This window comes from Roseibacterium elongatum DSM 19469, from assembly GCF_000590925.1.
Classification (GTDB): Bacteria; Pseudomonadota; Alphaproteobacteria; order Rhodobacterales; family Rhodobacteraceae; genus Roseibacterium; species Roseibacterium elongatum.
This window is the reverse complement of sequence record NZ_CP004372.1, coordinates 3489352-3514988: the sequence shown is the minus strand read 5'-3', so window position 1 is coordinate 3514988 and position 25637 is coordinate 3489352. Positions and strand designations below refer to the sequence as shown.

Here is a 25637-nt window from a genome sequence, read left to right as displayed (position 1 = left end):
GGTGCCCCGACGGAGCATGGGCTTGTCCTTGCACTCGCCCAAGCCGTTCTCCAAACTGCCGCGAAAAGGTAGTGACGGGGAAGGGCGGGACATGTCCGACAAGCTGATCGACGCGGCGAATGCCGTTCGGGCACGGGCCTATGCGCCGTATTCGGATTTTCAGGTCGGGGCGGCGCTCCGCTCGGTCGAGGGGCATGTCCATGTCGGCTGCAATGTCGAGAACGTGGCCTATCCCGAAGGCACCTGTGCCGAGGCGGGGGCCATCGCGGCCATGATCGCCGCGGGGGACACGCGTATCGCCGAGATCGCCGTGATCGCCAATGCATCCGCGCCCGTGCCGCCCTGTGGCGGGTGCCGCCAGAAGATCGCCGAATTCGCCGCCGGCGATGTGGTGGTGACCATGGCGACAACCTCGGGCGCGACGCTGTCGATGACCGTGGCCCAGTTGCTGCCGGGCCGCTTCGACGCCGGGCACATGGATGTCGCGGGGGGCGCAACGTGACCGACGCCCGCGCCATCCTTGCGAAATTGCGCGACGGCGCTCGCCCGACCGAGGCCGAGTTGGCCTGGTTCGCCGAAGGATTGGCCTCGGGCGATGTCACCGATGCCCAGGCCGGGGCCTTTGCCATGGCCGTCTGTGCCAGGGGGCTGGGCGAGGCGGGGCGCGTGCAACTGACCACCGCCATGCGGGAAACCGGCGATGTCCTGAAATGGGATCTCGATGGCCCCGTGGTCGACAAGCATTCGACCGGCGGCGTCGGCGATGCGGTGTCGCTGCTGCTGGCCCCAGCGCTTGCGGCCTGCGGGGCCTATGTGCCGATGATTTCAGGGCGCGGTCTGGGCCATACGGGCGGTACGCTGGACAAGCTCGAGGCGATACCGGGCTACCAGACGCAGGTCTCGGTCGCAGATCTGCAGGAGATCGTGGCCGATATCGGCTGCGCCATCGTCGGGGCCAGCGCCGATATCGCGCCTGCCGACAAGCGCCTCTATGCCATCCGCGACGTGACCGGCACGGTCGAGTCGATCGACCTGATCACCGCCTCGATCCTGTCCAAGAAACTGGCGGCCGGGCTCGAGTCGCTCGTCCTCGATGTGAAGGTCGGCTCGGGCGCCTTCATGGCCGACCCCGCCGACGCGCTGGCCCTGGCGCAATCGCTGGTCAGCACCGCACAGGGGGCAGGGTGCATGACCTCGGCCCTTGTGACGGACATGAACCAGCCGCTGGCGCGCACCGCGGGCAATGCCCTCGAGGTGATCGAGGTGATGCAGGCAATGACCGGCGGCGATCAGAACACCGATCTGGCCCGTGTCACAATTGCGCTGGGCGGCGAGGTTCTGGCCCTTGGCGGTCTGGCCGCTGACGCGGCGGATGGCGAGGCGCGCATCGCCCATGCGCTGGCCGATGGGCAAGCCGCCGAGGTCTTTGGCGAGATGGTGGCAGCCCTTGGGGGGCCGATCGATTTCGTCGAGCGGTGGCGCGACCGCTTGCCGGCGGCCCCCGTCATGCTGGATCTGCACCCGGGCCAGAGCGGTCATGTCTCGGCCATCGACACGCGGGCGCTGGGCGAAGCGGTGGTGCATCTGGGCGGCGGTCGCCTGAGGCAGAGCGACCGGGTCGATCCCGCGGTCGGCCTCTCCGACATCGTGCGCCTTGGCGACAAGGTCGATCCGCAAACGCCGCTGTGCCGCATCTATGCAGCCAGCGAAGAGGCGGGCCGCGCCATCGCCGACGACCTGCGCAAGGCTTTCACGCTGGAGGATGCCGCCGTGGCCCCGCCGCCGCTGATACATGAAAGGATAGGCTGATGCCCCGCGCGTTTCTGGTGGTGATGGACAGTGTCGGCATTGGCGGGGCCCCTGACGCGGACCGGTTCTTCAATGGCGACAGGCCGGATACCGGCGCCAACACGCTGGGTCATATCGCGGCGGCCTGCGCCACCGGTGCCGCCGAAGAGGGGCGCAGCGGCCCCCTCCATCTGCCGCATCTGGACGCGCTGGGCCTGGGCGCGGCGCTGCGTCTTGCCTCCGGCGCGCGGGGCGAGGGGCTTGATGCCGATCCGGTTGGGCTCTGGGGGGCGGCTCAAGAGGTCAGCGTCGGCAAGGATACGCCCTCTGGGCACTGGGAACTGGCGGGTCTGCCGGTGCCCTGGGACTGGAGCTATTTCCCCGATCAGACGCCCGCGTTCCCCGACGACATCGTGGACGAGGTCAAGCGCCTTGCGGGTGCGGACGGGATTCTTGGCAACTGCCACGCCAGCGGCACCGAGATCATCGCGCGCCTGGGCGACCAGCACCAGAAAACCGGCTGGCCGATCTGCTATACGTCGGCGGATAGCGTGTTCCAGATCGCCGCGCATGAAGAAAGTTTCGGGCTTGATCGATTGCTGCAGCTTTGCGAGGGCCTTGCGCCGATGCTGCATGACCGCCGCGTGGGCCGCGTGATCGCCCGGCCTTTCATCGGCGAACCGGGCAGCTATGCACGGACTGGCAACCGCCACGATTATGCGATGACGCCGCCTGCACCGACCCTGCTGGACTGGGCGCAAGGCGCAGGGCGCAAGACCATCGCCATCGGCAAGATCCGCGACATCTTTGCCGGGCAGGGGGTGGACGAGGTCCTGAAAGGCGAGGATCGCACCCTGATGGCGCATCTGGCCGACTGCGTGGCCACCGCCCCCGAGGGTAGCCTGACCTTTGCCAATTTCGTCGAATTCGACAGTCTTTACGGCCACCGTCGCGATGTGTCGGGCTATGCGCGCCATCTCGAATGGTTCGACGCCGCCATCGGCCCCGTTCTTGCCGCGATGCGGCCCGATGACCTGATGATCCTGACGGCCGATCATGGCAATGACCCGACATGGAGCGGCACCGATCACACCCGCGAACGGGTGCCGGTGCTGGCCAAAGGGCCCTATTCCGGGCAGATCGGCATCCGGGCCTTTGCCGATGTCGCGGCCTCGGTCGCGGCGCATCTGGGCATCCCGGCAAAGGGGCCGGGTGAGAGTTTTTGCGAGGGGCGATGACCTCTGAACAGATCTATTTCGTGATGACCTTTGTCGTTGTCACGCTGGCGGTGCGCTATATCGGCCCGCTGATCGGGCGGCCGCGCACGGCGTGGCGCGGCGCGGTCTGGTTCGGGTTCATCATCGCCTTCATCGGCTGGGCCATCGGCGCATGAGACAGATCCCCAAGGTCGAATTGCACCTGCATCACGAGGGGGCCGCCCCGCCGTCCTTCATCCGTGGGCTGGCCGGGGAAAAGGGCGTGGACCTGTCGGGCATCTTCCGCGAGGACGGAAGCTATGCCTTTCGAGATTTCGTCCATTTCCTCAGCGTCTATGAGGCCGCCACCAGCGTTCTGACCAGCCCCGAGGATTACGCCCGCCTGACCCGTGCCGTGCTCGAGGAAAGCGCGGCCCATGGCGTGGTCTATTCCGAAACCTTTCTCAGCCCCGATTTCTGCGGCGGTGGCGATGTCGCGGCGTGGCGCGAGTATCTTTTGGCCATCCGCGAGGCGGCGGACGGGGCCGAGCGCGATCTCGGGATCACCCTGCGCGGCATCGTCACCTGCATTCGCCATTTCGGCCCCGAGGCGGCGAAACCCATCGCGATCTGCGCCGCCGAGACGGCAGGCGACTGGCTGACGGGCTTCGGCATGGCGGGCGACGAGATGAAGGGACAACCTTCTGACTTCATCTGGGCGTTCGACTGCGCGCGCGAGGCGGGTCTGCGCCTGACGGTGCATGCGGGCGAATGGGGGGGTGCGGCCTCGGTGCGCGACGCGCTCGCGGCGCTGCGCCCGGACCGGATCGGCCATGGCGTGCAGGCCATCGACGATCTGGCGCTGGTCGATGACCTGGCCGAGCAGGGGATCGTGCTGGAATGCTGCCCCGGATCGAATGTGGCGCTTGGGGTTTATCCGACCTGGTCCGCCCATCCGATCCAACGGCTGCGGGCGCGCGGCGTCAAGGTGACGGTCTCGACCGACGACCCGCCCTTTTTCCACACCACCATGACGGCCGAGTACGAGAGGCTTGCAGCCAGTTTCGGTTGGGGCGAAGAGGACTTCGCCGAAATCAACGCAACCGCCATCGACGCGGCCTTTTGCGATGCCGCGACCAAGGACACGATCCGCAAGAAACTGGGGGACAGGACATGACCGAACATCTCACCGTGGTCGAGCATCCGCTCGTGCAGCACAAGCTGACGCTGATGCGGGAAAAGACGACCTCGACCAAGACCTTCCGCCAGCTTCTGCGCGAGATCGCGCATCTGCTGGCCTACGAGGTGACGCGCGAACTGCCGATGACGACCGACCGGATCGAGACGCCGCTCTGTCCGATGGACGCGCCCATGATCGAGGGCAAGAAACTGGCCTTGGTGTCGATCCTGCGGGCGGGCAACGGCTTGCTCGACGGGATCCTCGATCTTGTGCCGGCCGCGCGGGTGGGCTTTGTCGGCCTCTACCGCGACCCCGAGACGCTGCAACCGGTGAAATACTATTTCAAGGTGCCCGACGCGCTCGAGGATCGCATCACCATCGTGGTCGATCCGATGCTGGCGACGGGCAATTCCTCGGCCGCGGCGATCGACATGCTGAAAGAGGCCGGCGCCAAAAATATCCGGTTCCTGTGCCTGCTGGCCGCCCCCGAGGGCGTCGCCCGCATGAAGGAGGCGCATCCCGACGTGCCCATCGTCACCGCCGCCCTTGACGATCATCTCAACGACCATGGCTATATCGTTCCGGGCCTCGGCGATGCCGGAGACCGGATGTACGGAACGAAATAATCGTTGTTGCACCTTTACTTGCATGGAATGTTGCGCCACTCTCACGGGTAGCAATCCTGGGGGGCTTGCATGCGGAACACTCGATTCATCCGCGCCACCGTCTTGGGCCTTGTCGCGGCCCTGACGACGGGGGGCGCGTCGTTTGCACAACAGGCTGTGCCGGCCGAAACACCGCCAAGCAGTTTTCGGGCCGATCAATACGTGGACAGCCAAGGCTGCGTGTTCGTGCGCGTCGGCTTCGGCAGCAGCACCGAATGGGTGCCCCGTGTCGGGCGTGACCGGCGGCAACTCTGTGGTTATCAGCCCACGCGCGTGGCCGGGGCCGGTCCGGCGCGGGGGGCGGCCGATCCGGCCAATCCGGGCCCGGGCGTGACCGTCATCGGTGGGGCGCCCACGACCATGGCTGCGGCGCCGCGCAGCGCGGCGCCCACGCAGCCGCGTACCGTGATCCGGCAAACGCCGGCCGCGGTCAGCACGCCGGGCATCCGGGTTCTGCCGGGCCCATCGGCCACCCGTCCGACCCTACAGCCGGTCGAGGTGCCCGCAGCCCCCCGAAACCAGACGACCTGTCCCGGAATGACCGGGCTGACCGCGCAATACCTGTCGGGGCCGGGTGTGCGCTGTGGCCCGCAGGCCGTGCATCCCGGCGATGCGGCCCGTGGCCTGAACCGGCCGGGTGCCCGTTTGAACCCGGTCACCTATAACGGCGAACGCGTCAGTCCCACGGGCCATGTCGCGGCCCGTATTCAGCCGCCGCCCGCGCCCGACCAGGTGATCCCGGACGGCTATGTGCAGGTCTGGCAGGATGGTCGCATCAACCCGATGCGCGGTATTCGCCACATTTCGGGCGAGGCCGAGATGGCCATGATCTGGACCGATACGGTGCCCCGTCGGCTGGTCGCGGCCGAACCGGAACCGCGTGTCCGCGTGGTGCGCGCAGGGTCCGACGAGCGCAACCTAATGCCGCCGGTTCCCGGCTCCGACTCCTGAGGGCGGGCGCGACCCGCGGCGGGCCGCGTCAGGACCGTGTGCAGATCTCTTGCAGGCTGACCCAGCTTTGATCGCTGAGCAGCGGCGCGCGGTCGGCGTTGCGCAAGGGGTCCGCTTCGATCAAGGGCAGGACAGTTTCGCCCGAGACGTCTCGGGCAAAGGCATAGGGTTGGGTCGAGATCCGCGCCTCGTCGAACAGGGCGATCAGCTTCGCGGCCGGTACGGGCGCTTCGGGACGGCTCAGCAATGTCATTGCGTATTCGGCCAACGGCTCGGTCGCGATCAGGCCCGTCGTCAGGAGGCGAAAGGTCACGGTCAGCCCTGCCTCGGTCAGCAGGGCGTGGATCGGGTCGACGGCGCGCCGACGCGCCTCTTCTGCCAGCAGGTAGCCGGCCAGAACCTCGGGTGTCTCGTGATCCTCGACCAGCGCGGCCGAGATGACGATCAGGTTACCAGGCAGGGCGATCGTGTCGGGGATGGTCGCGGGCAGCACCACCACCTCGGGTGCATTGGGGCCGGGGAACACCCGCCCCGTCAAATCGCGCAGCGCGCCAAGGCCGCGTGGTGCCGTGCAGGGCTGACCCGCAAGGCGCGTCATCTCGTCGAGCAGGGCCCCCCCGATCTCGGCGCGCTTGGCTTCGGGAAGCAGGGCGACGGTCTGCCGTGTCAGGGCCTCGGGCAACCAGAAGACGGCCAGCGCCAGGGCACCCAGCCCGAACCCGGCCCCCAAAAGCCACCGCAAACGCCCCGGATGCGGGCCCGAACGCCGGATCGCGGCAAGAACCTTTTCGAGGGCCTCGATCATGTCGGGGTCCTCGATTTCCAGCCGCTCGGTGCTGTCGGCACCGGGGCTGTAGAGCGCGGGAATGCGGCCCGGATTCAACCGTTCGACGGCGGCCAGCGACCAATGCGTCAGCGCGGTTTCATGCGCGGTGGATACGACCAGCGTTGCATCGCCCAGGGACACGACGACCTCGCGCCGCTGATCGGCAGCGTTTTCCCGCCAGAGGCCGAGCGCCTCGAGCCGACGGTATTGTTGCAGCGCGGTCATCGCGGGCGTCCTGCCTGTCGTTCTTTGGGCGCAAGACTAGCCCCTTGCGGGCTGTCCCTCAATCTGAGAAGCCGCCGCCCGCTTACAACGTCGCGGCGGCCTTGCGCAGCTCGAACTTCTGGACCTTTCCGGTCGAGGTTTTCGGCAGATCCCGGAACACCACATGTTTGGGCGTCTTGAAACCGGCAAGGCGCTGACGGACGAATTCAATCAATTCCTGTTCGCTGGCTTCGGCGCTGTCCTTCAACTCGACAAAGGCACAAGGCACTTCGCCCCATTTCTCGTCGGGTTTGGCCACGACCGCCGATAGCAGCACGGCGGGGTGGTGCATCAGCGCGCCCTCGACCTCGACCGAGCTGACATTCTCGCCGCCCGAGATGATGATGTCCTTGGCGCGGTCGGCGATCTGTACGTAGCTGTCGGGGTGCTGCATGGCGATATCGCCGGTGTGGAAATAGCCGCCGCGAAACGCCTCGTTGGTGGCGCGGGGGTTCTTGTAATACCCTTTCATCACCGCGTTGCCGCGCATCATGATCTCGCCAAGCGCGGCGCCATCCATCGGCACTTGTTCCATATGTTTGGGGTCCATGACGGTGATGTGGTCCATCTGCGGCATGGCCACGCCCTGACGGGCCTTGACGGTGGCGCGGTCGGCCCCCTCCAGCACGTCCCAGACACCGTCCTTGAAGGTGCATTCAGTCGCCGGACCATAGGTTTCGGTCAGCCCGTAGACCTGCGTGATGTTGAAGCCCATCGTCTCGATCGCCGCAAGCGTCGCGGCGGCGGGCGGCGCACCGGCGGTAAACACCTCGACCGTGTGGTCGAAGGCGCGCTTTTCCTCGGGTTTGGCGTTGACGATCATGTTCAACACGATGGGCGCGCCGCCGAAATGGGTCACACCCTCGTCCGCGATGGCGTCGTAGATGTTCTTGGCCGTGATCTCGCGGCAGCAGACGGTGGTGCCGCCGACCAAGGGCATCGTCCAGACATGACACCAGTTGTTGCAGTGAAAAAGCGGCACGATGGTCAGGTAGTGGGGGTAGAGCGTCATGCGCCAGGAAATCGGCGTGCCCATTGAGATCAGGTAGGCCCCGCGATGGTGATAGACGACACCCTTGGGCCGGCCGGTCGTGCCCGAAGTGTAATTCAGCGCGATGGATTCCCATTCATCCTGGGGCAGGATCCATTCGAACTCGGGGTCGCCTTCGGCCAAGAGCTGCTCGTAGGTCACGTGACGGCCGCTTGCGTGATAGCCGGCCGCCTCGTCCGGCACCTCGACGATCAGGGGCAGGTTTTCGGCCTCCATCTCCTTCAAGGCGGCCTCGACCGTACCGAGGAACTGCGTGTCGCACAGCACCACCTTGGCCTCGCCGTGATCGAGGATGTAGCTGATCGTGCCCACATCGAGGCGGATATTGATCGAGTTGAGGATGGCGCCACAGGCGGGCACGCCGAAATGCGCTTCGACATGGGGGTAGGTGTTGGGCATGATGGCGGCGACCACATCGCCCGGATGCACGCCGCGGCGCGCAAGGGCCGAGGCAAGGCGCGTCACGCGGCCGGTATGTTCAGCATAGGTGGTGCGAAAGGCGCGATCGACCACGGCGGTGCGGTTGGGATAGATCTGGGCCGCGCGTTGCAGATGCGACAGCGGCGTCAACGGCACGAAATTGGCCGCGCGTTTCTCAAGCCCGGTCTCGTCCTTCATCCAGCCCATGGAACCCCTCCGTTGCGGCGAAATAATCTGAGCCAAGTGATGGCGCAACGCGCAAGAAAAGAAAAGGCCCGCCCGCACCAAGGGCCCTGATCCTGCACGCTGGTCCGGGAGCCCGCGCGGGAAAGGTCGCTACAGTGGGCCTGCAAGCTGTGTTGCCATGCCCCGCGGGGTGCGCATCTGTCCCGATCAAAGGTGGTTCATTGGTGGCGCTTGCAGGACCTTGTCGTGTTTTCCGCCAGGGTGTTTGGCACCGACGATTGACGCGCGGTGTAGGGTGGTGTCCCCTTTTCGCATCGCAAGTTTCGAATGCGGAGCACACGGTTCCTCCCGACCCGTGGGGCGTTGGGGCGGCTGCCCTTGACGGGGAGGTGTGGTCGTTTTGAAGCGAAAATTCTCAGAATCCATGCGCCCGTTCTGCGAAGCGGGAAATACCCCCCTGGCCTGTGCCGCCTGTTCCGCCTCGGGGTTGCTTTCCGACAACTATGTTCTGACCTCGAGAGGTACGCGCCGCGCAACCGAGGTGCGCGCGGGCGATGAGGTCATGACCTTTGATGATGGCTTTGTTCCGATATTGGGCATCTCAAAGGGCTACACCTTCAGCAGCAACGTGACCTGCCCGATGCATATCTGGCCGCTTTCTGTGCCTGCCGGCGTGCTTGGGAATGCCGCCCCGGTTCGGGTCATGCCGGACAACTCCGTGCTGTTCGAGTATGATGGGCGGTCAGGGCTATCCTTCGCGGTCATTCCCGTAAGGGTTTTGTTGGGTCTCGCCGGTGTACACTCGGATGATCCAACGGAGCGGCAACCCTCCGTGCACCTCGAAACGGAGTTGCCACAATTGATGGCCATTGACGATGGGTCCTACGTGCTGAGCCATGGTTCCGATATTCTGGCGCAAAGGCCGCTTGATGCCGTGCCCGTGCTGTCCCAAACGGACGCGCGGCAATTGGTGACCGAGGTTCTTGGGTGACGGCATCGTCACAGTATGGACCGAATTGCCCGCTGATGCCAATGGTGCGGCTGTCCGGCGGGGGGCGTGCTTACGCCTGAGTGTCGGGGTTATGGCCGGTATGCCGGGCGATGACGCTTTGACCGTCTGCCGCGCCGCCTGAGCGCCGCGTTCGCCATACAAAAGAAAAGGGGCCGCTGGCCCCTTTTCCGTCGCGATCCGTTGGCTTTGGATCAGGCGGCCTTGCTGCCCGTTCCGGTTCCGAAACGCCCATAGAAGCTCTGGTTGCGCTCGGCCATCTCGCGCAGCAGATCCGGGCAGGCAAAGCGGTCACCGAAGGCCGCCTGCAACTGGTCGCAGCGCTCGGCGGCATAGGGCGTGCCCAGAATATCCAGCCAACTGAACGGCCCGCCCGACCAGGGCGCAAAGCCCCAGCCCAGGATCGCGCCAACATCGCCCTCGCGGATGTCGGTCAGAACGCCGGCCTCGAACGCGTGCACGGCCTCCAGCACCTGTGCAAAGAGCAGACGGTGCTGCACCTCGGTCAGATCGGGTTGCGTGTCGGCGACCGGGTGCTTGTCGCGCAAACCGGGCCAGATCACTCCGCGCTTGCCGGTGTCGTCATATTCATAGAAGCCCGCGTTGGATTTCCGGCCCAACCGGCCCGCACCGGCCATCCAGAACAGCACCTCGTCCACCGCACCATCAGGATAGGCGTCGCCCATCGCGGCCTTGGTCGCCCTGGCGATCTTGACGCCCAGATCGATCGAGGTCTCGTCGACCAGTTGCAGCGGACCCAGCGGCATTCCCACCAGCTTGGCAGCGTTTTCGATCAGGGCGGGTTCCACCCCTTCGGCCACCATGCGGATCCCCTCGTTGATATAGGGAATGATGCAGCGGTTGGCGTAGAAGAACCGCGCGTCGTTCACCACGATGGGCGTCTTGCGGATCTGGCGCACGAAATCCAGCGCCTTGGCCACGGCGATGTCGCCGGTGTGCGCGCCCTTGATGATCTCGACCAGCATCATCTTGTCCACCGGGCTGAAGAAGTGGATGCCGATGAATTGCTCGGGCCGCGCGCTGGCCGTGGCCAGTTCCGTGATGGGCAGGGTCGAGGTGTTGGTGGCGAAGACGCCCGTCTCCAACATCTGCGCCTCGGCCTTGGCGGTCACCTCGGCCTTCACGCCGGGGTCTTCGAACACGGCTTCGACGATCAGGTCGCAGCCCTCGAGCGCAGCATAATCGGTGGTCGCCGTGATCCGGCCGAGGACCTGCTCTTTCTTCTCGGGCGTGACCTTGCCGCGCTTCATCCCCTTGTCGAGGATCCCCTCGGCATGGGCGCGGCCGCGGTCGGCGGCGTCCTGCGCGGCGTCGATCAGCACCACCTCGATCCCGGCATTGGCGCTGACATAGGCGATGCCTGCGCCCATCATGCCCGCGCCCAGAACACCGACCTTTTTCACGCGCTGGTCTTCGACCGCCGGCCGGTTCGCGCCCTTTTCCAGCGCTTCCTTGTTCAGGAACAGCGACCGGATCATGGCCGAGGAGGAGGGTTTCATCAGAACGGATGTGAACCACCGCGCCTCGATCTTCAGGGCCGTGTCGAAATCGACCAACGCGCCCTCGTAGACCGACGACAGCAGCGCCTTGGCCGCCGGGTAGACTCCCTTGGTCTTGCCGTTGATCATGGCGGAGGCCCCGACAAAGGTCATGAAGCCCGCCGGGTGATAGGGCGCGCCGCCGGGCATCTTCCATCCCTTCTGATCCCAGGGTTTCACGATATCGGCATCCTTGGCGGACAGGACCCACTCCTTTGCCCTGGAAAGCAGGTCGTCCGCCGGCACCACCTCGTCCACCAATTGCGCCGACTTGGCCTTTTTCGGGTCCAGCATCCGACCCTCCAGCAGGACCGGGGCCGCGGCCATCGTGCCGACCATGCGGCTGTAGCGGGTGGTGCCGCCGCCGCCGGGGAAGATTCCGACCAAGATTTCGGGCAGGCCGATCTTGGCCTTGGGGTTGTCGGCCATGAAGCGGCGATGACAGGCCAGCGCGATCTCGGTCCCGATGCCCGCACAGGTGCCGGGAATGGCGCAGGCGATGGGCTTGCCGCCCTTGTTGGTCTTGGGGTCCATTCCGGCGCGTTCCAGTTTGCGCAGGATACGGTGGCCGTTCATGGTGAAATCGAACAGCCCCTTGGCCGGGTCATCGCCCGATTCCTGCCGGATCGTGGCCAGCGTGTTCAGGTCCATGCCGCCGGCAAAACTGTCCTTGCCGCTGGTGATGACGATACCCTTGACCGCGTCATCGGCCAGCGCGTCGTCGATCAGCGTCTCGACGGTGGCGAAGGCCTCGCGCGAGAGGACGTTCATCGACTTGCCCGGTACATCCCAGGTGACGATGGCGACGCCATCGGCGTCGATCTGCATGGTGAAATCGGTCATGGTGGTCATCCTTCTTTGCTTTGCCCCGCCTGCGCCTGTCGCTGGGCGGCAAGATGCGCGGGGGGCAGGATCGTGCAGGTATGGTTGGAAATGGCCGAGCGCAGACCCGCGCCCAGCCAGACGCCGTCACGCAGGACGAGCGTCAGGTGCGATGTGAAGGGCTCGACCGCGTAGTTTCCGCCCCGCAGGATATGCGTGGTATGCGCGCCCTCGATCCGGGTGCGATCACCATCGGCAAAGGTCGCGTGCTTCGCGATGCGATGATAGCTCGTCGCGCCCATGCGGCTGAGAAACGCGCGGAATTCGGACGCGGCCTCGCGCATCTGGTGCGGGGCGGCGTAATGCACGCCGCCATCGCGCGTTTCCACGCGCTGGGGATAGTGCATGATCTCGGCCACGGCCTCGAAGGCGCCGGTCCAGAGTAGCCCTCCCACCGTGGTCCAGCCAGGATTGATAGGTCTCGAGCGCCATGGTCACACGGTCATTCTGGGCAGGATATCGGGCCACGAGACGAACCGCGTGTAATGGCGCGTGCGCACCGACCCCCAGATGCCGTCGCGTTGCACGATCTCGATCTCGTTGGCAAAGCGCGGCACCACAAGTTTCCCGCGCGAAGAGATGAACGCATCGTGCGTGCCGGCGATCCGGTCGGGGGAAAGAAACACGGCCGTCTTGGCAACACGCGCGTAGCTGTCGGCCCCTTGCCCGCGAAGGGCGGCTGCGAACCCCTCGAAATGACGCCGCGAACTGGCCATGGTCTCGATCACGATGGTTTCCGTCTCGGTGACGATCCGGTGCGGCAGGAAAACATGGGCAAGAAAGGTGTCGGCATCGCTGGCAATGACGGCCGCCCCCATGAGGTCGAGAAAATCCTGATAAATCGCCAGGGCCGCGTTTTGTGCCATGCTCCACCATGTCGTTGCACCGGCTACTCGTTACACGCGCTCGATGATTGTGGCCGCCCCCATCCCCGAGGCGACGCACAAGGTGGCAAGGCCGGTGCCCTTGCCGCTGCGCTCCAACTCGTCCAGCAGCGTACCAAGGATAATCGCGCCTGTCGCGCCCAGTGGATGGCCCATGGCGATGGCGCCGCCGTTCACGTTGACCTTGGAATGGTCAACGTCGAACGCCTGCATGAAGCGCAACACCACCGACGAGAACGCCTCGTTCACCTCGAACAGGTCGATATCGGAAATCGACATGCCACTGTCGGCAAGGATCTTTTCCGTGGCCGGAACGGGCCCGGTCAGCATGATGGTGGGGTCGGTGCCGATCTTGGCCGTGGCGCGGATGCGGGCACGCGGGGTCAGGCCCCATGTCTCGCCGAAGGCCTTGTTGCCGATCAGAACCGCGGCGGCGCCATCAACGATGCCCGAGGAATTGCCGGCATGGTGGATGTGGGTGATCGCCTCGAGATGGGGGTATTTCATCAGCGCGATGGCGTCGAAGCCGGGCATCTGTTCGCCCATATCCTTGAATGAGGGTTTCAGCGCGCCGAGCGCCTGCATGTCGGTGCCCGGGCGCATGTATTCGTCGCGATCCAGAATCGTCAGGGCGTTGACATCCGTCACCGGCATCACCGATTTCGCGAACCGGTTATCGGCCCAGGCCGCGGCGGCGCGGTTCTGCGACTCCACGGCCAGCGCGTCGGCGTCGTCGCGCGAGATGCCGTATTCGGTGGCGATGATATCGGCGCTGATGCCTTGCGGCACGAAATAGCTGTTCATCGCGATGGACGGATCGACGGCGATGGCCGCCCCGTCGGACCCCATGGCGACGCGGCCCATCATTTCGACACCGCCCGCGATATAGCCGTCACCGGCCCCGCCGCGCACCTGGTTGGCGGCAAGGTTCACCGCCTCCAGCCCCGAGGCGCAGAAGCGGTTGATCGACAGGCCCGGAATCCGCTCGTCGAGATCCGAGGCCAGAACGGCGGTGCGCGCAAGGCAGCCGCCCTGTTCCATCACCTGCGTGGCATTGCCCCAGATCACGTCCTCGACCGCGTGCCCGTCAAGATTGTTGCGTTCCTTCAGGCTGTTCAGCGTGAAGGCCGACAGGCGGGCCGAGGTCACCTCGTGCAGGGCGCCGTCCTTGCGGCCCTTGCCGCGCGGCGTGCGGATCGCGTCGTAGATATAGGCGTCGGTCATGATGTGCGCTCCGTTTGTGTCGTCTTTGCCCGGTCGGTTGGGGCAGGGGGTCAGGCAGGCGGGTAGGCCCGCTGCATCAGGTCATAGGGGTGTTTCCATCCCGGCGTCGCGGCGATGCGGTCCAGCCAGGCGGAAATCGCCGGGTACGCGGCCCGGTCGAAGGTGAAGGGCTCGTCGTAGTAGAGGTATCCACAGCAACTCAGGTCGGCGCAGGTCAGGCTGTCGCCCACCAGCCAGTCACGGGTTGCCAGTTCGGCCTCCAGAACCAGCAAAGCCGCCTTGAGGCGACCGGCCATGAACGCCACGACCTCTTGCGGGCGTTTGTCCTCGGGCAGGAAGTTCATCAGGAACCGCAAGGGCCCCGCCTGTCCCGAGACCTTCTGATTGTCGAAGATCGTCCAGCGCAGGATCTCGCGCCGCGTGGCCTTGGACCCGTCGCCGCACAGTTTGCCGGTCTCGTCCATGACCCAATCCTGGATCACACCCGACTGGGTCAGGATCGTGCCATGCGCGTCCAGCACGGGGACCTCACCCATCCGGTTGATCGCACGGAACGCGAGGCTGCGCGCCTCGCCGTTGAAGAAATCGACGAAACGGGCCGCCCACGGGACACTCGCCAATTCCAGCGCGAGCGCCGCCTTGTAGGCATTCCCGCTTTCGCCGAAGCAATAAAGCATGTTGGTCATGGTGCCCTCCCGTGCAGCCCGTACCATCTGTGACTGAAGTGGCGGGGGTTTCACACCCCCGCACCCCCGTCGGAGTATTTCAACCAAGAAGAAGGCGCGTAACCCTTTGTTAAGGTTAACGTGCTTTGCTCATCGTGCGGTACAGGCTGGAGAGCCGATGACCGCCCAAGGAGAAGGCGGCCCTGCCCCCGCTGATGCGTGCTGACCCGGTCGGGGTCCCGATGCGCAGACGGTTCGGCAGGGCCGCGACCCTACCCCTTCTTCTTGGCAAAAATACTCACATCCTCCGTCGTCTCTTTGCGCCGCCGTCAGCGTTTTCGCTCGTCCAGTTCCGAATTGAACAGGCGCAGCCGGGCGGTGAATTTTTCGTCGTTGATGCAGCTCGACCAGTGTTCGAACAGGAAGGACAGGAACTCGCCCTCGTTCAATCCGGCCTCGTCCGACAGGCTGCGCAACCGGCGATAGGCATCCTCGCTCATCGCGATGTTGGGCCGCCGGGTCAGGCGCAAGCGCTTGGGCATGTTGTTCTCCGTGTTCGGCTGCCATGGCCGCCCTTGGGGGGCGGCCATGGCATGAGCTTAGAAATTGGCGGCCTCCAGCGCCATGACCGGCTCGGCCCCCGACTGGATGCGGGCCAGATGGGTCGCGGTCATCGGCAGCTGGCGGCTCATGTAGAAGCGCGCGGTGGCCAGCTTGGTCTGGTGGAACTTGGGATCCGATGTCCCCGACGCCAGCGCGTCAAGCGACGCCTTGGCCATTTTCGCCCACATCAGGCCCAGGCAGACATGCCCGAACAGATGCATGAAGTCATAGGACCCTGCCAGCGCGTTGTTGGGGTTCTTCATGCCTTCCTGCATGAAATACATCGCGGCGGCTTGCAGGTCTTTCGAGGCGTTTTTCACCGGGCCGACGAATTCGGCCATGCCGTCGGTCCCGGCTTCCTCCTTGCAGAAGGTTTTGACGAGATCGAAAAACGCCATGACATGCTTGCCGCCGTCCTGCGCCAGCTTGCGCCCCACAAGGTCGAGGGCCTGCACGCCGTTGGCGCCTTCGTAGATCATGGCGATGCGGGCGTCGCGGGCGAATTGCGACATGCCCCATTCCTCGATGTAACCGTGCCCGCCATAGACCTGCTGGGCCTGAATGGTCATGTCAAAGCCCTTGTCGGTCAGGAAGCCCTTGATGACCGGCGTCATGAGCGAGATCAGGCCATCGGCATCCGCGTCCTGGGCGCGGTGGGCCTGGTCGATCAGCGTGGCGCCCCACAGCATGAAGGCGCGTGCGCCCTCGGCAAAGCTTTTCTGCTCCATCAGGTTGCGGCGGATATCGGGGTGCACGATCAACGGATCGGCCGGGCCATCGGGGTTCTTGGGGCCGGTCACGTCGCGGCCCTGCAGGCGGTCTTTCGCATAGTCCAGGGCGTTCTGGAACGCGACCTCGGCCTGTGCCAGGCCCTGCATGCCGACGCCCAGACGCGCCTCGTTCATCATGGTGAACATCGCGCGCATGCCCTTGTGCATGTCCCCCAACAGGTAGCCTGTTGCCCCGTCGTAATTCATGACGCAGGTGGCGTTGCCGTGAATGCCCATCTTGTGCTCGATCTTGCCGACCGACACGCCGTTGCGCGCGCCCAGATTGCCATCGTCATCGACGAGGAGCTTGGGCACGATGAACAGCGAAACACCCTTGATGCCCTCAGGGCCGCCGGGGATCTTGGCCAGCACCAGATGCACCACGTTCTCGGCCATGTCGTGATCGCCGGCAGAGATGAAGATCTTCTGGCCGGTGATCTTGTAGCTGCCATCGTCCTGCGGCTCGGCCTTGGTGCGCATCAGGCCCAGATCGGTGCCGCAATGCGGCTCGGTCAGGTTCATGGTGCCGGTCCAGTCGCAGCTGACCATCTTGGGCAGCCACTTGTGCTTTTGCGCCTCCGTCCCGTGGGCCAGGATCGCCGAGGCCGCCCCGTGGGTCAGGCCCTGATACATCATGAATGCCTGGTTGGCGGCGGAAAAGAACTCGCCCACCGCCGTGCCGATGACATAGGGCATGTTCTGCCCGCCGTATTCCTCGGGCATGTCGATGCCGGGCCAGCCGCCCGCCTTCATCTGGTCGAAGGCGGCCTTGAACCCGGTGGGCGTATAGACCACGCCGTTTTCCAGGCGGCACCCTTCCTGGTCGCCGACGGCGTTCAGCGGCGTCAGCACCTCGGCCGCGATCTTGCCGGCCTCTTCGAGAATGGCGGCCGTGAAGTCGCGGTCGAGATCTGCAAAACCGGGGATCTCCTTGCCGGAGATGTTCAGCACGTCATGCAGGATGAATTGTGCGTCCTTGGTGGGGGCGGTGTAGCTTGGCATCCTCAAAAACCTCCCGGGGATGTCATGGGCTTGGGGTATGGTGGTGTTCGCGCTTTGGTCGATTACTCGGCGGCGTCCCTCGCGATCCGGTCGGCCAGCATGCCGTTGACCAGGCCCATCTGCGATTTCAATTCGTCGATGGCATCGTCCAGTTCGGCGCGCTGGCGCTCCATGTCCGACAAGCGGTCCTGCGCGATGTCCAGCGTGCGCGACAACTGCGTGGCCTGCTGATCGCCGACATAGTAGAGGTCGAGCAACTGGCGGATTTCCTCGAGGCTGAAGCCAAAGCGCTTGCCGCGCAGGATCAGCTTGAGGCGCGCGCGGTCGCGGCGGGTGAAAAGGCGCTTTTGTCCTTCGCGGATCGGAAAAAGAAGCTCCTTGGACTCGTAGAAGCGCAGGGTGCGCGGCGTCACGTCGAACGCATCGCACATTTCGCGGATGGTCATGGTTTCCTGGGTCATGATGTCTTTCGTCAGGTCGAACATGGCTGTCTCTGGCGCAGGAACATGCGAGTCACCGTCACACTCTACAAGAGAAGATGACGTTTACGTAAACAGGACGTTGCGTCACTTTGCGCCTGACGAAACGTAAGGAAAGATGACGTTTTGCTGGCGCAATCTTTTTGCGTAGGGCGCTTGCGGCTTTGCTGCCGGCGCGGGCAGGGCGGTGCATGGCCCGGCGCGCCCTTGGCCCGCGCCCTTGCGGTTTCGCGGTGTTTTCAACCGGTCCGTGGGCGGATATAGGCAAGGGCCAGATGGGTCTGCCGCGTCGCGTGGGCGGTGCGCGCGTTGAAAAAGGGGGGCGCCTGTGCCGCATGTGGGCCGGATTGGTCGCTGGATGGCGCAACGCCTGCTGACAGGGCGCTCGCCCTATCTCTGGCCCGTAAGCCTGCTGCGGCGCCAACTCGACCTGAGCCCGATGCCCATAGACAAGCCCGGGCGCATTCTAGGCGATCTGGTCGGCGTGAAGGGCTTTCGGTATCTCGCCGGGCTGTTCGAAACCGATCTGGCCGCGCCCGGCCTCGGCGACCCGGTCGCACCAGTGCCGGATTGGCCGGAGCTCGATCCGGGGCGCGTCGCGGTCGGCCCGGGGGTCAACCGCCTCGGCTTCGCACGGGACAAGCCGGCGCACCCCATGCGTCTGATCGCCTTGCGCGATGTCTTTTTCGCCCATCGAGGCGATCGTTTCTGCGTGTTTCGGGGGGCGGCGATCGACACCCGTTCCACGGCGATCCCGTCGCAGGCCTGTCTGGTGGATGCCGCGGCCGGTCGGGGGGCGCAGGTGGCGCGCATGATCTATTGCGGCAACCGGCATTCGCCCGACAACCCCGCGCATTTCCTCGGCGATCACCTGACCACGGCTGCCCTGCTTGCCAAGGCGGGCTACGCGCCATCCGAGATATTTCTGCCAGCGACGGGCGCCCCGGTGAACCGGACACTGCAAGGGGCGGTAAACCCGGGGTTTCGATCCGCCATCCCGGACCGCCTGTACCGGGTCGAGGAACTTCTGCTGCCCACCAGCGCTGTCGTGGCGGGGGCCGGGCACCATCCGTTTCATATCGCCGATCCCGCCATCCTGTCGGAGTTTGCCGCCGCAGCCGAAGGGGTGACAGCCGGCGTCGAGGGGGGCGGGCGGCTGCTTTATATCAGCCGCGCCAAGGCGCAGCGACGCCGTATGGTGAATGAAAGGGATCTGATCGGCGGCCTCAGGCAGCTTGGCTTCGTGTCGGTCGAGATGGAGGATCTTCAAGGCCCCGGGCAATTGGCCGCCGTCGCCGCGGCGGACGTGATCATCGCCCCCCATGGCGGCGCGCTTGCGACGCTGTTTGCGGCGCGGCCGGGCGCGGCCGTTCTGGAACTGTTTCACCCTGACAGGGGAACGCTGGCCTTCGCGGCGGTCGCGGCGCGGCGTGGCCTGCGCTACGAGGCGCTTTCGGGCGCGGCGCGGGACCTCGACCGCTGGGTCATCGACGTCGAGGCGGTGCGTGCCGCGGCACTGCGCCTGATGGGCGCGGGGTCCTCACCGTGACGCTGCGGCCTGATCCCTCAGGTCGCGCAATTCCGCGATGACCTCGTCCAACTCGCGACGTCGATTGTCCAACTCGGCCAGCTGCTTGTCGGCCATGTCCAGCCATGTGTCGCGCTGAAGCTGCCCCTTGGGGTCCTTGTCGTACAGTTCCAGCCATTGCCGGATCTCTTCCAGCGAAAACCCGAAGCGCCGCCCGCGCAGGATCAGGGTCATGCGCGCAACCTCGCGCGGGCCATAAAGCCGCCTGCGCCCGTCGCGCTCGGGCATCAGCAGTTCGATATACTCGTAGTGACGCAGCGTGCGCGGTGTCACATCGAACCGCGCGCACATCTCCTTGAGATCCATTTTGTCGCCGGACATCGCCCTGTCTCGTCCCGGTGGGTGACGCTTGGGCAGCTAGGTAGCATCGCCCACCCCGATTGCAAAGCGCCCGGCCGCAGCGGCACGGGCTTTGCCCCTTGCGCCCCGGCCCGTGCGGGGCGAAACCTTGTCGGAACGGCACCAACGCAGATCAGGATGGGTTCAGCAGATGGCCGACGAAAGCCACACCAATGCCGAGCAGAAGGCCCGCATCGCCCGGCAATTCATCGAGGCGATCCCCTTTTCCAAGGCCTTGAACATGCATTTCGACGAGATCGGCGATGGCGTCGCCCAGATCTCGATGCCCTATTCCGAGGCGTTGGTGGGCGACCCGCGCACCGGCGTGGTGCATGGCGGCGCGGTTTCGGCCCTGATGGACACCTGCGGCGGCGCCGCCGTCATGAGCTATCCCGACGCCCCTGCCGGCACCGCCACCATCGATCTGCGCATCGATTACATGCGCGCCGCCGAGCCCGGCTGCCGCATCACCGCAAGGGCGGAGTGCTATCACGTCACCCGGTCGGTCGCCTTTGTGCGCGCCAAGGCCTGGGACGTCGACGAGGCCAAACCCCTCGCCGCCGCCAGCGGGGCCTTCACCATCGCCCAGGGCAAGGGCGCGGAGGTCAAACCATGACGACGCCCCGCAAGCCACCCGAGCCGGTCCATCTGGTCAAGCAGCGCCGCGACAAGGCGCTGTCGGCCCTGGTCGATGGCGTGCCCTATATCCGGTTCATGGGTATCGGCTTCGACCGGCGCGGCGATGAACTGACGGCGGTGATGAATTTCGACGACAAGCTGATCGGCAACCCGTTCATCCCGGCGCTGCACGGGGGGGCGACGGCCTCGTTCCTCGAGGTGGCGGCGATCGTCGAGTTGTCGTTCCAGATGCTGTGGGACGATATCGAGACCGGACAACTCGATGTCGAGGCGCTGACACCCGAGGTGCTGCCGCGCCTGCCCAAGACCATCGACTTCACGGTGGATTACCTGCGCTCGGGCCTGCCGCGCGACGCCTATGCGCGGGCGCGCGTCAACCGCTCGGGGCGGCGCTATGCGTCGGTCCATGTCGAGGCCTGGCAGGACAACCGCGACAAACTGTTTGCGCAGGCCACCGGGCATTTCCTGATGCCACCCCGCGAGGGGTAGGCCCGTGTCGGGGGCTGTGGCCGATCCGCCCGCGCTGTCGCATGCCCGTGTGCTCAAGATCGCCGTGCCGGTGGTCCTGTCGAATGCGACGGTGCCGTTGCTGGGCGTGGTCGATACGGGCGTCGTAGGGCAACTGGGCGATCCGGCCCCGATCGGCGCGGTCGGCATCGGCGCAGTGATCCTGACATCGATCTACTGGATCTTCGGCTTTCTGCGCATGGGCACGGTCGGCCTGGCCGCACAGGCCGTGGGCGCGCGCGACGATGCCGAGGTGGCGGCACTGTTGACGCGGGTGCTGATGATCGGGGGCGGGGCGGGGCCTGCTGCTGATCCTGGTGCAGGTCCCTCTCTTCTGGGCCGCGTTCCAGCTCTCGCCCGCCAGCGCCGAGGTCGAGGAGCTGGCGCGCCTTTACATGTCGATCCGCATCTTCTCGGCCCCGGCGGCCATCGCGATCTACGGCATTCTGGGTTGGTTGATCGCCCAGGAACGCACGGCCGGCGTTCTGGCCATCCAGCTTTGGATGAACGGGTTCAACATCGTCATGTCGGTGGCTTTTGTCCTTGGCCTCGGCATGGGGATCGAGGGGGTGGCGCTGGCGACATTCATCGCGGAATGGAGCGGCCTTGCCCTGGGCCTGTGGCTGTGTCGCGGGGCGTTTCGCGTGCCGGCCTGGCGCGACTGGGCGCGGGTGCTGGACGTGGTCAAGCTGAAACACATGGCGCTGGTGAACACCGACATCCTGATCCGCTCGGTACTGCTGTTGGCGGCGTTCACGTCCTTCATGTTCCTCGGGGCCGATTTCGGCGACATCACGCTGGCCGCCAACCAGATCCTCATCCAGTTCCTGCATGTCACGGCGCATGCGCTGGACGGCTTCGCCTTTGCCGCCGAAAGCCTCGTGGGGCAGGCCATGGGCGCCCGCGCAGCGCTGCGGGTGCGGCGCGCGTCGATCCTGACCAGCGGCTGGGGGTTGGCGATCTGCATTGCCATGGCGGTGGCCTTTTGGGTGGGCGGACCGTGGGTGATCGACACCATGACCACCGCGCCCGAGGTGCAGCAGGAGGCGCGGCGTTTCCTGCCCTGGATGGTGGCCGCCCCCATCCTGGGCGTCGGGGCGTGGATGCTGGATGGCATTTTCATCGGCGCCACCCGCACGCGCGACATGCGCAACATGATGGTGGTCAGTTTCCTGGGTTATGTCGCCCTGGCGGCGGCGCTGATGCCGCTGATGGGCAATCACGGTCTATGGGCCGCGATGCTGGGCATGTTCGTTCTGCGCGGCGTGACGCTGGCCTTGCGTTATCCGGCGCTGGAACGTGCGGCGGGGTGAGCCGGGGTGGCATTTTCTTCCGTGAAAGAAAATGCGGCCTCAGTTCAGCGTCAGGATATCCTCGGGCGGCCGGCCAATGACGGCGCGTCTCCCGTCATCGAGAATCGGGCGTTCCAGCAAGACGGGGGTCTCGGAAATCGCCATGGCCAGCGCCGCGTCATCGGCTGCGGCCAGCCCCAGCGCGCGATAGGCCTTTTCCTTGGTCCGCACGATTTCGGACACGGGCCTGCCGATGCGATTTGCCAGCCCCATCACCTCTTCGGCGCTGGGCGGCTCCTTCAGGTAGAGGCGGATGGCATGGGCCACGCCCCGGTCCGCCAGCAGTTTTCCGGCTTCGCGTGATTTCGAGCAGCGCGGGTTGTGCCAAAGGGTCAAATCCATGCGTCCACCCCCGTGCCGGTGACCTCGGTGACCGAGCTGGCCCCGGCCTTTTTCAGTTTCTCGTCCAGCCCCTCGGCGATGCGGGATGCCAGCGAAAGACCGCCATAGACAAGCGCCGTGTAAAGCTGCACCGCGCTGGCCCCGGCGCGCAGCTTGTCCCAAGCCTGATCCACGCTGCCGACACCACCCACGCCGATCAGGGGCAGGCGGCCGTCGGTCAACTGGTAGAGCCGCGCCAGAACCCGCGTGCTTTTCTCGAACAGGGGCTGGCCCGACAACCCGCCGGTCTCGCCCCGGTGGGGGCCTGTCAGCCCGTCGCGGGACAGGGTGGTATTCGTGGCGATGATCCCGGCAAGCCGTTGCGCCAAAGCGACCTCGGCAATCTCGGCAAGCTCGTCATCGGACAGGTCCGGCGCGATCTTGAGAAAGACGGGCAGGGGGCGGACCAGATCGGCATTGGCCTGCATGACGCCTGAAAGCAGACCCTCCAGCGCCGCGCGGCCCTGCAGATCGCGCAGGCGTTCGGTGTTCGGCGACGAGACATTGACCGTCGCGAAATCCAGATGAGGGCCGCAATGGGCCAGCACGCGGGCGAAATCGCCGGCGCGGTCCGCGCTGTCCTTGTTCGCGCCGAGGTTCAGACCGACCGGCACCTGCCGCGGGGCCTCGGCCAGGCGGCCGCAGATCGCCTCCATCCCCTCGTTGTTGAACCCGAAGCGATTGATCGCGGCGGCATCCTCGCTCAGGCGGAACAGACGCGGTTTTTCATTGCCGGGCTGGGCGTGCGGGGTGGCGGCGCCAACCTCGAGAAACCCGAAACCCGCCCGCGACAGGGCAGGGACGGCCTCGGCGTTCTTGTCAAAGCCTGCGGCAAGACCAACGGGGTTGGGCAGGGCCAGTCCGGCCAGCGTCGTCGCCAGCCGGGGCGAGGTGACCGGGCCGCCAAGCGGCAGCAAGCCGGTTTTCAGCGCGGTGATGGCGAGGGCATGGGCACGCTCGGGGTCCATGCGTTGCATCACCGACAATCCGAAGCGTTCCCACATCGCCTACATGTTCCTTGGAAGTACGTGGACGCCATCGACCAGCGGCAGCGGGCCATGCCAGATCACGTCGGACCGGCGCAGCGGACCGTAAAGATGCGGGAACAGCGCGCCGCCGCGCGACACTTCCCATTTCAGCGCCTCGCCCATCGCCTCGGCGTCGAAGGCCGCGATCACGAGGCCCTCTTCACCGGCGAAATGCCTGGCGGCGGTCTCGGGCGTCTGCTCGGCTGTCGAGAAATGGATGAACCCATCGGCCACGTCGATCGGCGCGCCGGCGGTTTCGCCCTGTTCGTCTAGCTCGGCCCATTCGGCAGGCCGCAGGATCTTGTAGATATGCATGGCGCGGGGAGTGGCGCGTTCGCGTCCTCGCGTCAAGTGTCACGCGACCGTCAACTTGCCGCTTTACTTGATCCCTGCACCTCGCCAATCTGGTGGGCGTCCAACGAAAAACGGGAGTTTCCAATGCTTGCTCGGATCATGGGCACGACGGCGATGATGGCGGGCCTTGGCCTGGCCGCGCCGGTCGCGGCCGAAACCACGCTGCACATCCTGCATATCAACGATCTTCACAGCCGCATCCAGCCGATCAACCGCTTCAACTCGACCTGCCCGGCCGAGGATGACGCCGCGGGCGAATGTTTTGGCGGGGTGGCGCGGATCGGCACCGCGATCAACACGCTGCGCGACGAACTGACGGCCGACGGCGAAAACGTCATCGTCCTCGATGCCGGAGACCAGTATCAGGGCAGCCTGTTCTTCACCACCTATGACGGCGCCGCGGCGGGCGAGTTCATGGAGGCCATCGGCTTTGACGTGATGGCACTGGGCAACCACGAGTTCAACAACGGGCCCGAGGGCATCCTTCCGCTTCTCGACGAGGTCAGCTTTCCGGTCGTCGGCGGCAACCTCGACGTCAGCGCGCAGCCGGCCCTGAACGGCCGCGTCGACGACACGGTGGTGCTGGACGTGAACGGCGTGCAGGTCGGGATCATCTCGGCCGTGACCCGCGACACGATGGAGATCTCGTCGCCCGGCCCCGATGTGGTCTTTGCCGACGAGATCGCGTCGCTGCAGGAAGATGCCGACACGCTGACCGAGGCGGGCGTCGACATCATCATCGCGTTGACCCATGTCGGCCTGCCCGACGATATCCGGATTGCCGAGGCGACGACGGGGATCGACGTCATCGTGGGCGGACATTCGCACACCTACCTCTCGGCCGACGATCCCGATCGCGACGGTCCCTATCCGACCTGGATCTCGAACCCCGACGGCGTGATGGTGCCGGTTGTGCAGGCCATGTCTTTCGGCAAATACCTTGGCCACCTGACCGTGACCTTCGATGACGCGGGCAATGTCGTCTATGCCGACGGCAACACGATGTTGCTCGACGCCTCGGTGACGCCGGATGCCGATATCGCGGCGCGGGTCGCGGAGCTGGCCGGCCCGATCGAGGAAATGATGGGCGAGGTGGTTGGCGAGACCACCGAGTTCATCGAGGGCGACCGCTCGGTCTGTCGCGCCGTGGAATGCCCGATGGGCAACCTCGTGGCAGATGCGATTCTCGATCGTGTTGCGGGGCAGGGCGCCCAGATCGCCATCTACAATGGCGGCGGTTTGCGGGCCTCCATCGATAGCGGCGAGGTCACGATGGGAGAGGTGTTCACCGTGCTTCCGTTCCAGAACACTTTGGCGACATTCGACTTGGCCGGTGCGGATGTCCTGGCCGCGCTCGAAAACGGCGTCAGCCAGGTCGCAGACGGTGCGGGGCGTTTCCCGCAGGTCGCCGGCCTGCGCTTCACCTGGGATCCGGCCGCTGACCCGGGCAGCCGGGTCACCTCGGTGGAGGTCGACATGGACGGAACCTGGACCGCACTGGACCCCGAAGCGACCTACAGTGTCGTGTCCAACAGCTTTCTGCGCAATGGCGGTGACGGCTATGCGATGTTCCGCGACAACGGCATGAATGCCTATGATTTCGGACCGGACGTGGCCCAGGTGCTGGCGGATTATTTCAGCGAAATCACGCCCTACACGCCCTACACCGACGGCCGCATCGCCGAGGCCAACTGAGCCACGGCTTCGAAAACCGAATGAAATCAGGCCGGTGTGCATCTGCGCGCCGGCCTTTTTGCTGCGTTGCAGAAAATGCAAGACGGCTATGGCGCAGCGGCGATTGAATGCGTGGTTAGCGCTATCATATTGCGGGTCGAGACGAGAGAC

Annotated in this window: 26 protein-coding genes and 1 pseudogene; 13 read left to right on the top strand and 14 right to left on the bottom strand. The window is 65.7% G+C overall.

Features of this window, described 5'->3' with window-relative positions:
* The first annotated feature begins 91 nt into the window (after positions 1-91).
* The 7 genes from ROSELON_RS16975 (at position 92) to ROSELON_RS17645 (ending at position 5780) form a co-directional block, all read left to right on the top strand.
* Positions 92-502 (top strand): cytidine deaminase, encoded by a 411-nt coding sequence (locus ROSELON_RS16975; protein ID WP_025313480.1) that lies wholly within the window; start codon positions 92-94, stop codon positions 500-502.
* The gene (locus ROSELON_RS16970) at positions 499-1809 is read left to right on the top strand and encodes a thymidine phosphorylase (RefSeq protein ID WP_025313479.1); all 1311 of its coding nucleotides are present in this window, start codon (positions 499-501) and stop codon (positions 1807-1809) included. Before ROSELON_RS16975 ends, ROSELON_RS16970 begins: the two co-directional genes overlap by 4 nt.
* A complete protein-coding gene (locus ROSELON_RS16965) occupies positions 1809-3026 on the top strand; it encodes a phosphopentomutase (protein ID WP_025313478.1) in 1218 nt (405 codons plus the stop codon). Before ROSELON_RS16970 ends, ROSELON_RS16965 begins: the two co-directional genes overlap by 1 nt.
* Positions 3023-3181: a hypothetical protein gene (locus tag ROSELON_RS18315; RefSeq protein ID WP_156945978.1), complete on the top strand. Its 159-nt coding sequence runs from the start codon at positions 3023-3025 to the stop codon at positions 3179-3181. The genes ROSELON_RS16965 and ROSELON_RS18315 overlap by 4 nt, the downstream gene beginning before the upstream one ends.
* Entirely contained in the window at positions 3178-4161 is a 984-nt protein-coding gene (locus ROSELON_RS16960; RefSeq protein WP_025313477.1) for an adenosine deaminase, read from the top strand. Before ROSELON_RS18315 ends, ROSELON_RS16960 begins: the two co-directional genes overlap by 4 nt.
* Positions 4158-4790 (top strand): uracil phosphoribosyltransferase, encoded by a 633-nt coding sequence (upp, locus tag ROSELON_RS16955; RefSeq protein ID WP_025313476.1) that lies wholly within the window; start codon positions 4158-4160, stop codon positions 4788-4790. Before ROSELON_RS16960 ends, upp begins: the two co-directional genes overlap by 4 nt.
* 69 nt (positions 4791-4859) lie before the next feature.
* Complete coding sequence (locus tag ROSELON_RS17645) at positions 4860-5780, top strand: hypothetical protein (RefSeq protein WP_025313475.1); 921 nt, start codon at positions 4860-4862, stop codon at positions 5778-5780.
* Between the two features lie 28 nt (positions 5781-5808).
* On the opposite strand, the gene ROSELON_RS16945 is transcribed toward ROSELON_RS17645, so the two are convergent.
* Together ROSELON_RS16945 and ROSELON_RS16940 are read right to left on the bottom strand one after the other, a co-directional pair.
* Entirely contained in the window at positions 5809-6831 is a 1023-nt protein-coding gene (locus ROSELON_RS16945; RefSeq protein WP_025313474.1) for a hypothetical protein, read from the bottom strand.
* Positions 6832-6913: 82 nt separating this feature from the next.
* Positions 6914-8548 carry an AMP-binding protein gene (locus ROSELON_RS16940; RefSeq protein ID WP_025313473.1) on the bottom strand — a complete coding sequence of 545 codons (1635 nt, stop codon included), beginning with the start codon at positions 8546-8548 and terminating at the stop codon, positions 6914-6916.
* Positions 8549-8927: 379 nt separating this feature from the next.
* Here ROSELON_RS16940 and ROSELON_RS17640 point away from each other — a divergent pair, with 379 nt between their 5' ends.
* Positions 8928-9518, top strand: a complete 591-nt coding sequence (locus ROSELON_RS17640; RefSeq protein WP_156945977.1) for a Hint domain-containing protein — start codon at positions 8928-8930, stop codon at positions 9516-9518.
* Positions 9519-9730: 212 nt separating this feature from the next.
* Here the strand turns inward: ROSELON_RS17640 and ROSELON_RS16930 are convergent, their stop codons facing one another.
* The 8 genes from ROSELON_RS16930 to ROSELON_RS16895 form a co-directional block, all read right to left on the bottom strand.
* Positions 9731-11938: a 3-hydroxyacyl-CoA dehydrogenase NAD-binding domain-containing protein gene (locus tag ROSELON_RS16930; protein WP_025313471.1), complete on the bottom strand. Its 2208-nt coding sequence runs from the start codon at positions 11936-11938 to the stop codon at positions 9731-9733.
* 5 nt (positions 11939-11943) lie between these two features.
* Positions 11944-12372, bottom strand: coding sequence for a hypothetical protein (locus ROSELON_RS16925; protein ID WP_025313470.1), 429 nt, complete (start codon positions 12370-12372; stop codon positions 11944-11946).
* A 39-nt stretch (positions 12373-12411) separates the two neighbouring features.
* Positions 12412-12843, bottom strand: a complete 432-nt coding sequence (locus ROSELON_RS16920; RefSeq protein ID WP_025313469.1) for a hypothetical protein — start codon at positions 12841-12843, stop codon at positions 12412-12414.
* A gap of 30 nt (positions 12844-12873) precedes the next feature.
* Complete coding sequence (locus ROSELON_RS16915) at positions 12874-14085, bottom strand: acetyl-CoA C-acetyltransferase (protein ID WP_025313468.1); 1212 nt, start codon at positions 14083-14085, stop codon at positions 12874-12876.
* 50 nt (positions 14086-14135) lie between these two features.
* Positions 14136-14771 (bottom strand): glutathione S-transferase family protein, encoded by a 636-nt coding sequence (locus tag ROSELON_RS16910; protein WP_025313467.1) that lies wholly within the window; start codon positions 14769-14771, stop codon positions 14136-14138.
* 308 nt (positions 14772-15079) lie between these two features.
* Positions 15080-15292 (bottom strand): hypothetical protein, encoded by a 213-nt coding sequence (locus tag ROSELON_RS16905; protein WP_025313466.1) that lies wholly within the window; start codon positions 15290-15292, stop codon positions 15080-15082.
* 57 nt (positions 15293-15349) lie between these two features.
* Complete coding sequence (locus tag ROSELON_RS16900) at positions 15350-17125, bottom strand: acyl-CoA dehydrogenase C-terminal domain-containing protein (RefSeq protein WP_025313465.1); 1776 nt, start codon at positions 17123-17125, stop codon at positions 15350-15352.
* Positions 17126-17187: 62 nt separating this feature from the next.
* Positions 17188-17586, bottom strand: coding sequence for a MerR family transcriptional regulator (locus tag ROSELON_RS16895; RefSeq protein WP_025313464.1), 399 nt, complete (start codon positions 17584-17586; stop codon positions 17188-17190).
* 376 nt (positions 17587-17962) lie between these two features.
* Between ROSELON_RS16895 and ROSELON_RS16890 the strand changes: the two genes are divergently transcribed.
* Positions 17963-19153 carry a glycosyltransferase family 61 protein gene (locus ROSELON_RS16890; RefSeq protein WP_025313463.1) on the top strand — a complete coding sequence of 397 codons (1191 nt, stop codon included), beginning with the start codon at positions 17963-17965 and terminating at the stop codon, positions 19151-19153.
* Here the strand turns inward: ROSELON_RS16890 and ROSELON_RS16885 are convergent.
* Positions 19145-19513 carry a MerR family transcriptional regulator gene (locus ROSELON_RS16885; RefSeq protein WP_025313462.1) on the bottom strand — a complete coding sequence of 123 codons (369 nt, stop codon included), beginning with the start codon at positions 19511-19513 and terminating at the stop codon, positions 19145-19147. The two genes, ROSELON_RS16890 and ROSELON_RS16885, sit on opposite strands and share 9 nt — an antisense overlap.
* 169 nt (positions 19514-19682) lie before the next feature.
* On the opposite strand from ROSELON_RS16885, the gene ROSELON_RS16880 reads away from it, so the two are divergent.
* The 3 genes and pseudogenes from ROSELON_RS16880 (at position 19683) to ROSELON_RS16870 (ending at position 21990) form a co-directional block, all read left to right on the top strand.
* Positions 19683-20147, top strand: coding sequence for a PaaI family thioesterase (locus ROSELON_RS16880; RefSeq protein WP_025313461.1), 465 nt, complete (start codon positions 19683-19685; stop codon positions 20145-20147).
* Positions 20144-20659, top strand: coding sequence for a PaaI family thioesterase (locus tag ROSELON_RS16875; RefSeq protein ID WP_025313460.1), 516 nt, complete (start codon positions 20144-20146; stop codon positions 20657-20659). Before ROSELON_RS16880 ends, ROSELON_RS16875 begins: the two co-directional genes overlap by 4 nt.
* A 16-nt stretch (positions 20660-20675) precedes the next feature.
* Positions 20676-21990, top strand: a pseudogene (locus ROSELON_RS16870) (MATE family efflux transporter).
* Positions 21991-22029: 39 nt separating this feature from the next.
* On the opposite strand, the gene ROSELON_RS16865 reads toward ROSELON_RS16870, so the two are convergent.
* The 3 genes from ROSELON_RS16865 to ROSELON_RS16855 are packed head-to-tail and all read right to left on the bottom strand — an operon-like array spanning position 22030 to position 23753.
* Positions 22030-22371, bottom strand: a complete 342-nt coding sequence (locus tag ROSELON_RS16865; RefSeq protein WP_025313459.1) for an ArsC/Spx/MgsR family protein — start codon at positions 22369-22371, stop codon at positions 22030-22032.
* Positions 22362-23414, bottom strand: coding sequence for a quinone-dependent dihydroorotate dehydrogenase (locus tag ROSELON_RS16860; RefSeq protein WP_025313458.1), 1053 nt, complete (start codon positions 23412-23414; stop codon positions 22362-22364). Before ROSELON_RS16860 ends, ROSELON_RS16865 begins: the two co-directional genes overlap by 10 nt.
* A 3-nt stretch (positions 23415-23417) precedes the next feature.
* Positions 23418-23753 carry a DUF952 domain-containing protein gene (locus tag ROSELON_RS16855; protein WP_025313457.1) on the bottom strand — a complete coding sequence of 112 codons (336 nt, stop codon included), beginning with the start codon at positions 23751-23753 and terminating at the stop codon, positions 23418-23420.
* A gap of 123 nt (positions 23754-23876) precedes the next feature.
* Here ROSELON_RS16855 and ROSELON_RS16850 point away from each other — a divergent pair, with 123 nt between their 5' ends.
* Positions 23877-25487 carry a bifunctional metallophosphatase/5'-nucleotidase gene (locus tag ROSELON_RS16850; RefSeq protein WP_025313456.1) on the top strand — a complete coding sequence of 537 codons (1611 nt, stop codon included), beginning with the start codon at positions 23877-23879 and terminating at the stop codon, positions 25485-25487.
* The last annotated feature ends 150 nt before the right edge of the window (positions 25488-25637 follow it).